This window comes from Mesorhizobium sp. BR1-1-6 (genome assembly GCF_020165355.1).
Lineage (GTDB): Bacteria > Pseudomonadota > Alphaproteobacteria > Rhizobiales > Rhizobiaceae > Mesorhizobium.
Map to the genome: position 1 here is coordinate 1 of NZ_JAIUHZ010000035.1, position 11,091 is coordinate 11,091.

The following is an 11,091-nucleotide window of genomic DNA, read 5'->3' on the forward strand; positions in this document are numbered from 1 at the left end:
TCCCGACTGCGGTGCCCGATCTTCCGACGCCCGCGGCAGGGGAGGAGATCCTGCTCTACCGTGTCGAGGTCCCGGTCTATTCGGCGGTTCCGCCGGTGGCCGAGCATCTGGCGATGACGACACTTGGCACTTTCCATGAACGGCGAGGCGAACAGAGCCTGTTGTCAAACACCGAACTCTCTCCGGTCTGGGGCCGTATCTTCGGCCAGGACGCGAAGATGGGCTGGTCGGGAACGGTTTCGCCGTCGTTCGACGGCACCTTGTTCGGGTTCCAGGGCGGCTTCGACGTGTTTGGCCAGGAAACCGCTTCAGGTGGCGTCGATCGTGCCGGCCTGTTCATCGCCTATGCCACCATGAACGGCGATGTGCGCGGCCAGGCGCTGGGGCAGAACGATCTGGGCGTCGGCGACATCGATCTCGGCGGCACCAGCGTCGGCGGCTACTGGACCCGTATCGGTCCCGGGGGCTGGTACCTGGACGGCGTCGTCATGGCCACTTTTTTCAGCGGCGATGCGACCTCGACCCGCGACATCGGCATCGATGTCAAGGGAACCGGCGTCACCGCTTCGCTGGAAGGGGGCTACCCGATCGCGCTGGCGCAAGGCTGGACGCTCGAACCGCAGGCGCAACTGATTTGGCAGCATCTATCGCTCGACGATGCCGAGGATCGCTTCGCGTCGGTTTCCTTCGATCTCGACGACAACGTCACCGGACGCCTCGGCCTGCGCCTGCAGGGCGAGACGACATTGAACGGCACCGTGCTGCAACCTTACCTCAAGGCCAATCTCTGGCACGGTTCCGGTGGCACGGATCACGTCAACTTCGACACCACCGACATCTCGACCGAAAGCCGCTCGACCTCGTTCGAATTCGGCGGCGGCGTGACCGCCAAGGTGACGGACAAGGTCAGCCTCTTCGCCACCGGCGACTACACCACCAATCTCGGCGGTGACAAGCGGCGCATCCTTGAGGGCAATCTCGGCGTCAGCATCAAGTGGTGAGACGGCGAAGCTGGCGCTGTTTTCGTGCGTAAAGTCGACGCCGCCCCTCATCCGCCGGCAGGCAGGTGAGGGGCAGCGCTAACGCTGTGCGTTGAGCGAATCCCCCTTGTTCAATTCCCTGAACGCATCGCCACTGTGGCGATGCCGGCGCCAACCAGCAGCGTGCCGCCGGTGCGGTTGAAGACGCGGATCGCCCTAGGGTTGCGCACAAGGTTGCGCGCTCGCGACGCGATCAGCGCGTAGCCGAAGGCATTGGCGAAGGCGAGCGCCAGGAAGGTCGTCTCGAAGATCAGCATCTGCGTCCAGAAATCGGCGTGCCGGTCGAGGAACTGCGGCAGGAAGGCGACGAAGAAGGTGATGCTTTTCGGGTTGAGCGCGGTGACCAGCCAGGCATGCCCCATCATCCTGGCGGAGGACACGGCATCGGTGCGCGGCTCGGCCTTGAGCGCGCCGCCGGCCCGGAACAGTTTTACGCCGAGATAGACCAGATAGGCAGCGCCGATCAGCTTCAGGATCGTGAAGACGGTGGCCGAAGCTGCCAGCAGGGCGCCGATGCCCAGCATGGACAAGGTCATCGCCGTGAAGTCGCCCAGCGCCACGCCGACGGCCATCGGCAGTGCGGTGCGCCATCCCTGGCCGAGGGCATAGGACACGACCAGAAGGATGGTCGGTCCCGGAATGACTAGGAGGATGGTCGACGCGGCAGCGAAGGCGGCCCAGTTTTCGAAGGACATGCTCGTCTCCTTTGAGCTCAAAGAAGAGGATAAATCCTTCGGTCCAGGAGAATGTAAAGCGGTTTGTTTCCGGGCAATACCGGACGGAGAACCGCCGCACATTTTCCTGGAACTGCCGGCTCCAATTCCGCCATGGCAGCTAGGCGTCAGTTCGCGCCGCCCAGCATGGCCACGATATCGGCAAGGCTGACATTGGCACCGAGAACTGTCGCGGCGGCGACAATGGCCGCGGCAAAAGCTTGATGTCGGTTTTTAAGGTCTTGCACATGGAGCCCCTCCGGTCACCAGGAGAGGTAGGAAGCACTGGCGCCGGGATTATGATCCGAGCGAGGTGATTTTGCGCAGGCAGCGCTGGTTCGCAGCCGACAGGAAGGGCGCAACGGCGCCCAGCCTGCCCGCAAATGCAGGCAGCGCAAGGCCTTCACGCTTTATCAACCATGAATGATGAAAATGCTCGTCATCCGGCCGGACCGTGCTTCCTGCCGACAGCGTAGGGTTTGGGTACATGCGTGAGTTGCCGCAAGGTCTGACGCCGCCGCGAAACGGCGACGCAATCGAAACCGATAGTCCTCTCTCTCGCCGCGCCGTTTTATCCGGGGCAGGGGCGTTGGCCCTGCTTGGCGCCGCCGGCTGCTCGACTTCGGGCGGCGGCCTGCCGGCGCTCGAGCTCGACGACACGGTCACCGGCTCTGTGCGGCCGATCCGGCCGAGCATCAGCGTCGACAAGAACATCACCAGCCCCGACCTGATGTACGCGTCCCTGAGCGACGGCGGCTTCAACGTGCCCGAGGTGCCCTACCTCAAGATCAAGCCGGAATTCCGCCGCCAGATCGTCGTCGACCAGACGGGCGAAGCGCCCGGCACCATCGTCGTTCATCTCAATGAGCGCATGCTCTACCTCGTCCAGCCGGGGGGCGACGCCATCCGCTACGGGGTCGGCATCGGCAAGGACGGCTTCCGCTGGTCCGGCCGCGCCAACATCCAGTACGGACGGGAATGGCCGACCTGGACCCCGCCGCCGGAAATGATCGCCCGCAAGCCGGAATTGGTAAAATGGCAGGGCGGCCAGCCCGGCGGCCTCACCAACCCGCTCGGGGCGCGCGCTCTCTACATCTATCAGGACGGCAAGGACACCGGCTACCGCATCCATGGCTCGCCCGAATGGTGGAGCATCGGCCAGGCCATGTCGTCGGGCTGTGTGCGCCTGATCAACCAGGACATCATCGACCTCTACAGCCGCGTTTCCAAGAAGAACCCGGTCGTCGTCGTCTAGCTCAAGCCTCACCTCGCGGCCGCTGGCGCGGCCGGTCGTTTCTGCCGTTGCGCGATGGCCAAAGACAGGCGAAGGTGCCTGAAATTCAATCGCCCGGGAGAATTTCACCAATGGCCGGAACTTTCGTCATCGCGCAGGGCGGCGGCCCGACGGCCGTCATCAACCAGACCGTGGTCGGGGCGACGCTGGAGATCCGCAAGCGGCATCCCGGCGCCAAGGTCCTGGGCTCCATCCACGGCGTGCGCGGTATCCGCGACGGCAATTATGTCGACCTCTCCGCCGTCCCGGAAGACCGCCTGCGGCTGATCGCCGGAACGCCGAGCGCGGCCCTTGGCTCGACGCGCGACAAACCGGATGCAGCCTATTGCGAGGTCGTCCTCGACGGCCTGAAGAAGGCCGGCGCGGATGCCTTCATCTATATCGGCGGCAATGACACGTCGGGCACGCAGCAGATCCTGACCGATGCCGCCGGCGGCAAGATCGCGTTCGTGCATGCGCCCAAGACCATCGACAATGATCTCGAGGAGAACGACCACACGCCGGGTTTCATCTCGGCGGCCGAGTTCGTCGCCGGCGCTTTCCTGTCCGTCGATCTCGATTTTCGCGCTCTGCCCGGCATCTATGTCGGCATCGTCATGGGCCGGCACGCCGGCTTCCTCACGGCCGCGGCCGCGGCTTGGCAGCTCGATCCCGACAGTGGTTCGCATCTCGTCTACGTGCCGGAGCGGCCGTTCTCGGCCACAGCCTTCATCGAGGACGTGCGCGCTACGCTCGACCGCCACAAGCGCTGCATCGTCGCGGTCTCGGAAGGGGTCAGCACCGCCGACGGCAAGGCGCTGGTTGAAAGCCTGGTCCCGCCCGAGAAGCTGGAGCGCGACCAGCATGGCAATGTCAAGCTATCGGGCAGCGACCTGCCGGCGGCACTCGAGCGGGCGCTCGCCGAAGGGCTGCCGGGCAAGCGCGCCCGCGTCGATGCGCTGGGCTACATGCCGCGCGGCTATGTCGGCGCCATCAGCGCCGTCGACGCGCAGGAGGCGTTCGACGCGGGAGCGTTCGCGGTCACCGTGGCCGAACAGGGCGGCGGCTCCGTGGCGCTGCAATATGACGGCACCAAAACCGTGCTGAAGAAGGTGCCGCTGAAGAACGTGGCCGGCAAGACCCGTCACATGCCCGAGAACTTCATGAAGCCGGACGCCAACCATCTGTCCGACGCCGGCATGGCTTACCTGAAGCGGCTGGTGCCGGAAAAATACAAGGTCGGAAAGCCCTTCGTCTGATGTCGGGACCATACTTGATTCCAGGATCACACCTGATGCGAGGCTCACACCTGATGCCGGGCCGCTTCTGATGGAGAACTGGTTCAGCAGGAGCATCGTCGACGAGAAGACGACGATGCTGACCGAGCCGTTCGTGCATGACTATGTGCGCGCCAACATCTGGCATCTCACAGGCCGCGACGCCGACCTTTTGGTCGATACCGGCATGGGCATCTGCCCGCTGGCGCCGGAGATCGAAACCCGGGCCGGCAAACCGCTCATCGTCGTCGCCACCCACATCCATCTCGATCATGTCGGCTCGCTGCATGAATTCGCGCTGCGCGCGGGACCCAGGGTGAGTGCCGCGCAGTTCGAGAACATGGATGAGGCGGCGACCTACGCCTACATGTTCCACGACCTCGACGGCGCCGTCTCGCGACTGCCGGCACCGGGCTGGAAGGCTGCGGATTACAAGATCCCGCCAGCGCCGCTGACGCGCACCCTCGACGAGGGTGATGTCGTCGATCTCGGCGACCGCCGCTTCCGCGTGCTGCATCTGCCCGGGCATTCGCCGGATTCGATCGCGCTGTTCGACGAAGCAGACGGCCTCTTCTTCAGCGGCGACGCCATCTATGACGACCGGCTGATCGACGACCTGCCAGACTCCGACAAGTCGGCCTATTGCCTCACCATGCGGCGTCTGCTCGACCTGCCGATCCGCATCGGCCATGGCGGTCACGGCCCGAGTTTCGACGGCGAGCGCATGCGCGAGATCGCCTCGGCCTATCTCAGCCGAGCGGCTGGTCCATAAGCCGGCTCTAAAATTAAATCTTCGTAAGGTCGCCCGAAAACCCTAAATCGGGCCAATCCGCGCCCTAGATGCTGGTTTGTCGATCCGGCCGGCTGCCATGCGCGGCGAGACAGGCAATCCGGCTGTCGACAGCCGACGGGTGTTTTTCCCCGAACCATCCGCGGCCCAGGTTCAACTCTCGCCCGGACAGAACGACCATGTCACCCATAAGCATTCTTCGTAGACATCGCGTCGCGGCCCTGCTGGGCGCTGCGCTGATCATTTCTCCCATCGTGGCCTCCTTCGCCGAAAGCCCGAACGACGTCCGCAACGCCGTCGGTACGACACAGACCCCCGTAGCCGGCGTAAGGGCCCCGAACGGCTCCTTTGCCCCCATCGTGGCAGCCGACAAGCCGGCCGTGGTGACGGTTACGACCGTCATGAAGGGGCAACCGGACGCCATGAGCGATGCCTCGCCCCTGGACGGCGGCGGCTCGCCTTTCGACGATTATTTCCGCCAGTTCTTCGGCGACCAGGGCGTGCCCGGGCCGAAAGCGCCGCCGCAGCAGTCGCAGCGCGCCGAAGCGCTCGGATCCGGCTTTATCGTCGGCGCCGACGGCACCATCGTCACCAACAACCATGTCATCGACGGCGCGAGCTCGATCAAGGTGACGCTTGACGACGGTACAGAGCTTCCCGCCAAGCTGGTCGGCCGCGACGCCAAGAACGACCTTGCGGTGATCAAGATCAAGGCCGACAAGCCCCTGCCGACGGTAAAATGGGGAGATTCCGATAAGTTGATGCCGGGCGATCAAGTGCTGGCCTTCGGCAATCCGTTCGGCATCGGCACCACGGTCACCTCAGGTATTGTCTCGGCGCGCGGCCGCGACCTCCACAGCGGGCCGTTCGACGATTTCATCCAGATCGACGCGCCGATCAACCACGGCAACTCTGGCGGTCCGCTGGTCGATGTGAGCGGCAACGTCGTGGGCATCAACACCGCGATCTATTCGCCGAATGGCGGCAGCGTCGGCGTTGGCTTCGCCATTCCGTCCGACCAGGCGCAAAAGGTGGTCGCCAAGCTGATGAAGGGCGGCGAAATCGAATACGGCTATCTTGGCGTCCAGATCCAGCCGGTGACCCCGGACGTTGCCAGTGCCATAGGTCTCGATCACCCCGGCGGCGCATTGGTCTCCTCGGTCACCGAGGGCTCGCCGGCGGCCGCGGCCGGCATCCAGACGGGGGACCTCATCACCGGCTTCGCCGGCCAGGAGATAAAGGATCCCAAGGACCTGTCGCGTGCCGTCGCCGATGTCTCGCCCGGCAAGAAGGAAACGCTCGACGTCTGGCGCAATGGCAAAACCATGCAGCTTTCCGTCGACGTCGGCCGCAATGGCGACGATGCGCAGACCGCGTCGGTATCTGGTGATTCCGGCGCGCCGGGAAACGGGCAGGGCGCCCGCCTGCCGGCGATCGGGCTCGGCCTGATGGACATCACGCCCGATATTCGCCAGCAGATGAACCTCCCCGACAACCAGCGTGGCGCGGTGGTCGCCGCGGTCAATCCCAACAAGGCGGCGGCGGCTTCCGGCGTCCAGCCCGGCGACATCATTATCGCCGTCAACCAGATGCCGGTGAAGAGCGCCAGGCAGGCCACGCAGGCGATCGCGCAGGCCGGCAAGTCAGGCCGCAAATCGGTGCTGCTGCTGGTGGAACGAGGCGATGCCCAGATCTATGTCGCCGTGCCCTTCGCCAATGGCTGAGACATCGCGTTGACATGAATGCAGGGATGGCGGGCTTGTCGGTCGACGAGCCCGCCTCCCGGCCGGGGATTGACGCTTCAGGCCTTGAAATCCGGACCGCAAGGTAATACCTTCGGGAGACATGGTATTACCGAGGAACGAAGATGGCGACGACCGTTACAGCGAAGGGACAAGTGACCATCCCCAAACCGGTTCGCGATCTCCTGGAGATCGTCCCGGGAAGCAAGGTCGATTTCCGGCGCGCTGCCGATGGCAGCGTGGTGCTGACCCGTGCTGACAAAAAGCAGCCGGCGAGCCGCTTCGCCAGGTTGCGAGGCCATGCCGGCGAGGGGCTCACGACCGACGCGATCATGGCGCTGACGCGTTCCGAACGGTGACGCTCATCGACACCAACGTTCTGCTCGACGTTGTTACGGACGATCCGAGCTGGGCGGATTGGTCGGTCGCCCATCTCGAGGCAGCGAGCCTCGATGGGCCGTTGTTGATCAATGATGCGGTCTATGCCGAGCTTGCCGTCCGCTACGCACGCATCGAGGATCTGGAGGCGTTTGTCGAGGCGGCCGGTCTAGAAATGGTTCCGATGCCAAGAGCAGCCCTCTTCCTTGCCGGAAAAGCATTTACACAATATCGCAGATCGGGAGGATCCAGGACCGGCGTGCTGCCTGACTTTTTCATCGGCGCCCACGCAGCCGTCGGACGCCTTCCGCTGCTGACGCGTGATATCGGCCGCTACCGGACTTATTTCCCTTCTGTGACGCTGATCACTCCCTGAATGGCCGTCGGATTTCGCTCCAAAGCGTGTCGCATCGAAATGGGCTCATGCGACGCGCTTTAAGCGGCGTTGCAGACCGCCGAGCGCCGCCGGTCACGCCTCGATGTCAAGCGCCGAAAGCGGCTTGGAGCAGCAGGCGAGAATGAAGCCGTCCTCGATCTCGTGATCGAGGATGCCGCCATTGTGGCTCATCTCGACCTCGCCCGAGAGCTTCTTGACCTTGCAGGTTCCGCACAGGCCGAATTCGCACGCGGCGGGGATTCTGACTCCCGAGGCGCGCGCCGTCTGCAGCACCGTCTGGCCGGCGACGCATGCGGCATCGACATCCGAAATCGAGAACCGGATCGGCGTCGCGGCTTCGACAGGAATGGCTGCGCCGTCTCCAGTCGGCGAGGCGAACGGCGCCGGGATTTCCTCCACCAGCGGCGCTGCAAAGCTCTCCTGATGGTATCTCGCCATGTCGAAGCCGGCGGCTTCGAGCATGCCGCGCACGGCACGCATGAAGGGGTCGGGGCCGCAGCAGAAGATTTCGCGCTCTCGGAAATCGGGCGCCAGAAGCGGCAGCCGGATGGCGTCGATGCGGCCCATATGGCCGAACCAGCCTTCCCGGCTCGACCGCTCCTCGATCATGAAACCGAGCGACAGGCCGGGCATGCGGCTGCCGAGCAATTCCAGCTCCTTGCGGAAGATGATCTCTTCGGGGCGGCGGGCGCAGTTGACGAAGCCGATGTCGGTCCATGGCGCGCAGTCATTCAGCCAGCGCAGCATCGACATCATCGGCGTCACGCCGGAGCCGGCCGAGATGAACAGATATTTGGCCGCCGGGTGGCTGTGCAGCGAAAAGTCTCCGGCCGGCCCATACGCCTTGACGTGCGAACCAGGCCTCAAATGGTCGAACATCCAGCGTGTGCCGGTGCTGCCGGCCTGCGCCTTCACCGTCACCGCGATCGAGAATGGCCGTGAAGGCGAAGACGACAGCGTGTAGGTGCGCATCAGCAACCCATCCGCTGTCGGCAGTTCCAGCGTCACGAACTGGCCCGGCTTGTAGCGGAACCAGGTCTGGTTGTCGGAGCGGAAGGTGAAGGTCTTTACATCAGGCGCCTCGTCGCTCACGCCGATCACTTCCAGCACCTGGAGCCTGTCGTTCCAGGGCGCCATCTGATCGAGATGGCGATAGAGGCCGAGATCCGTCATCGCATTCATCCCTCACCTCTCAAGCAACGCTGCGCAGGGCCGGCCGGCCGTCTTCGGCGAGGCGCGGACCGATGAAACGCGCGTACCAGTCGACGAACTGGATGACGCCGCCTTCGTGCAGTTCGGAATAGGGGCCGGGTTCATAGGCCGGCGACAGGATGCCGAAGGCGTTTTCCTCGACGATGCGGCGGTCCTGGTCGTTGGTCTCGGTCCAGACATGGGTGAGTTCGGCGAGATCATAGTCGACGCCCTCGACCGCGTCCTTGTGAACCAGCCATTTGGTCGTCACCGCGGTTTTCGTGGCGCTGATCGGCAGCACGCGGAAGGTGACGGCGTGGTCGCCAAGGATGTGGTTCCAGGTCGTCGGATAGTGATAGAGCAGCAAGGAGCCGATGCGGTCGGTGGCAACGCTGTCGGACAGGTTCTTCTTGATCGCGCGTTTTCCCGTCATCGTGTAACTGACGGCATCGCGCAGCAGCGGCGCGCGGGTGGCACGGTATTGTCCGGCCGGGTCGATGCGGAACCTGCTCGGCAGGCCGGCGGCCTCGCATTTGGCCCAGTGCGCCAGCATCTCCGGATCGCTGTCGGCGCCTTGCACGCCGGTCACGGTCGGCGCCTCAGGAAAGGTCTTGCAGAGCTCCGGATGGTTGCCGGCGCAATGATAGCATTCGCGGTTGTTTTCCCAGACCAGCTTCCAATTGCCCTTCTCGACGATGGTGCTCTCGAAGGCGACCTTTGCTTCGCGCAGCCGGTGCGGCGCCAAATAGGGTTCGATCATCGTCCGCATCGGCGCGAAATCCGCCGGCTCGTCGGCGAGGCAAATGAAGATGTAGCCGCCGACGCTTTCGCAGGCGACCGGCTTCAGGCCGAGCTGGCTCTTGTCGAAGCCCTCGGCCATCTGCCTGGCGAACAGCAGCCTGCCGTCCAGTTCATAGGTCCACTGATGGTAGGGGCAGACGAGCTTCGCCGCCGTGCCCTTGTCTGTGTTGCAGACGCGGCTGCCGCGATGGCGGCAAGAATTGTGGAAGGCGTTGATGTTGCCCTTCTGGTCGCGCACCAGCACGACAGGATAGTCGCCGATCTGCACCGTAATGAAGCTGCCGGGCCTGGGCAGTTCGCAATCATGGCCGATGAACAGCCAGTCGCGGTACCAGATCAGCTCCATGTCGAGCTTGAAGTAGTCGGCGTCGGTATAGAAGGGCTGCTCGAGTGAGAAGCCGTCCCTGCGGCCTTGCAGCCGTTTCAGCATGTCGTTGCGCGCATCCATGTCCTGTCCTCGCATTGAAGTCCTGTCCTCACATTGAAGGACTGAACGGAGGGGAGAGAGGAAGGATCAAGCCGCGCGCCGGCTTGCGCCGGACATGCACCATCCGCCTCTTGACCGCCCGCCGCGATCAGTCGAGTCCAACATCTCAGGCTGGTTTCCGGGCTCTGGAGCTGTCCTTGCGGACTGTCGCGACACCTTCCCAGGCCTTTGCCCAGTGGTCTCCCGTTGCGACCTGAACTCCACCACCGTTGCGGGGGCAGCGCCGGATTCTGACCGGCTTCCCAATTCTCCGCCTCGTCGTCACGCGGCGGCACCTGAGATGGCAGGATCTAACCATGATCGCCGACTTGTCGTCGGCATGAAAACGACATCGCATCCATGCCGCGCGACACGCATTGGAAACGGTGCGGTCGTCATTGCAGGGGCAGAAAGCCTCAGGTCGCCGCCTCGGATTCCGTCTCGTGGCGGAGCCAAAAAAGGTTAACGGTTTCGAAAAGTGACTATTAGCGCTCTCTAAAATCGAACCGAACGGTTCGTTTCTGTTGACGATGCGTGCAGGACGGTGTGAACACTGGGCCTTCGACACAGTTGGTGATCGCGCGACGTGTGTGCATAACCAACTGATAGTAAACAGAAAAAAACGAATGTTGAAGGCTCTGGCACAATTTCAAGTGGTGGAAACTTGGTCCACACGGAAAAACTTCGTGATTGGAAATGGCGGTATGGCTTTCCCACATCGGGGCTGTCCGAACGACGCGATTTCCTCCCAAGACACGCCGCTAAAATACTGGAGTATCAAAAAATGAAAAAGATCATTCTCACTGCCGCCGCCCTTCTGGCTGTTTCCGGCAGCGCCTTCGCTAGTAGCGACCATTATGGTTCGAATGCCCCTGCGGCCACCGCCGTTGACAGCTCGTACACCGCTTCGACCAAGAAGTCGGAACCGGCTGCCCAGACGCCTGTCCAGGGTGCCGATCGCAACCTCTTCGGCAACAACTAACAGCCGATCTCCAGTTGACGGCGGGCCTTCCGCCGTCCTGG

At 63.7% G+C, this 11,091-nt stretch carries 11 protein-coding genes and 1 riboswitch; of the genes, 8 read left to right on the top strand and 3 right to left on the bottom strand.

The features are described 5' to 3' along the window. On the top strand, positions 1-1,001 hold a 1,001-nt coding region (locus LB545_RS30555; RefSeq protein ID WP_224706281.1), incomplete at its 5' end, for an autotransporter outer membrane beta-barrel domain-containing protein. Positions 1,002-1,111: 110 nt separating this feature from the next. Here LB545_RS30555 and LB545_RS30560 read toward each other — a convergent pair. After that, positions 1,112-1,735 (bottom strand): LysE family translocator, encoded by a 624-nt coding sequence (locus LB545_RS30560; RefSeq protein ID WP_140517779.1) that lies wholly within the window; start codon positions 1,733-1,735, stop codon positions 1,112-1,114. Positions 1,736-2,240: 505 nt separating this feature from the next. On the opposite strand from LB545_RS30560, the gene LB545_RS30565 reads away from it, so the two are divergent. The 6 genes from LB545_RS30565 (at position 2,241) to LB545_RS30590 (ending at position 7,589) form a co-directional block, all read left to right on the top strand. Then, positions 2,241-3,008, top strand: coding sequence for a L,D-transpeptidase (locus LB545_RS30565; RefSeq protein ID WP_224706282.1), 768 nt, complete (start codon positions 2,241-2,243; stop codon positions 3,006-3,008). A 110-nt stretch (positions 3,009-3,118) separates the two neighbouring features. Continuing rightward, on the top strand, positions 3,119-4,285 hold the full coding sequence (locus LB545_RS30570) for a diphosphate--fructose-6-phosphate 1-phosphotransferase (RefSeq protein ID WP_224706283.1): 1,167 nt from the start codon (positions 3,119-3,121) through the stop codon (positions 4,283-4,285). A gap of 70 nt (positions 4,286-4,355) precedes the next feature. Further along, a complete protein-coding gene (locus LB545_RS30575) occupies positions 4,356-5,075 on the top strand; it encodes an MBL fold metallo-hydrolase (protein ID WP_140501235.1) in 720 nt (239 codons plus the stop codon). A gap of 197 nt (positions 5,076-5,272) precedes the next feature. Then, the gene (locus tag LB545_RS30580) at positions 5,273-6,817 is read left to right on the top strand and encodes a DegQ family serine endoprotease (protein ID WP_140763874.1); all 1,545 of its coding nucleotides are present in this window, start codon (positions 5,273-5,275) and stop codon (positions 6,815-6,817) included. Between the two features lie 143 nt (positions 6,818-6,960). Beyond that, entirely contained in the window at positions 6,961-7,194 is a 234-nt protein-coding gene (locus LB545_RS30585) for an AbrB/MazE/SpoVT family DNA-binding domain-containing protein (protein WP_140501232.1), read from the top strand. Next, positions 7,191-7,589 (top strand): type II toxin-antitoxin system VapC family toxin, encoded by a 399-nt coding sequence (locus LB545_RS30590; RefSeq protein WP_140818942.1) that lies wholly within the window; start codon positions 7,191-7,193, stop codon positions 7,587-7,589. Before LB545_RS30585 ends, LB545_RS30590 begins: the two co-directional genes overlap by 4 nt. Positions 7,590-7,682: 93 nt before the next feature. Here LB545_RS30590 and LB545_RS30595 read toward each other — a convergent pair whose 3' ends face one another. Both LB545_RS30595 and LB545_RS30600 read right to left on the bottom strand, forming a co-directional pair. Then, positions 7,683-8,783, bottom strand: a complete 1,101-nt coding sequence (locus tag LB545_RS30595) for a hybrid-cluster NAD(P)-dependent oxidoreductase (protein ID WP_140818946.1) — start codon at positions 8,781-8,783, stop codon at positions 7,683-7,685. 19 nt (positions 8,784-8,802) lie between these two features. Further along, complete coding sequence (locus tag LB545_RS30600) at positions 8,803-10,050, bottom strand: aromatic ring-hydroxylating oxygenase subunit alpha (RefSeq protein ID WP_224682012.1); 1,248 nt, start codon at positions 10,048-10,050, stop codon at positions 8,803-8,805. 130 nt (positions 10,051-10,180) lie between these two features. After that, positions 10,181-10,383, bottom strand: a riboswitch (cobalamin riboswitch). A 469-nt stretch (positions 10,384-10,852) separates the two neighbouring features. Here LB545_RS30600 and LB545_RS30605 point away from each other — a divergent pair. Further along, on the top strand, positions 10,853-11,050 hold the full coding sequence (locus tag LB545_RS30605; protein ID WP_140501224.1) for a DUF680 domain-containing protein: 198 nt from the start codon (positions 10,853-10,855) through the stop codon (positions 11,048-11,050). Positions 11,051-11,091 lie beyond the last annotated feature (41 nt).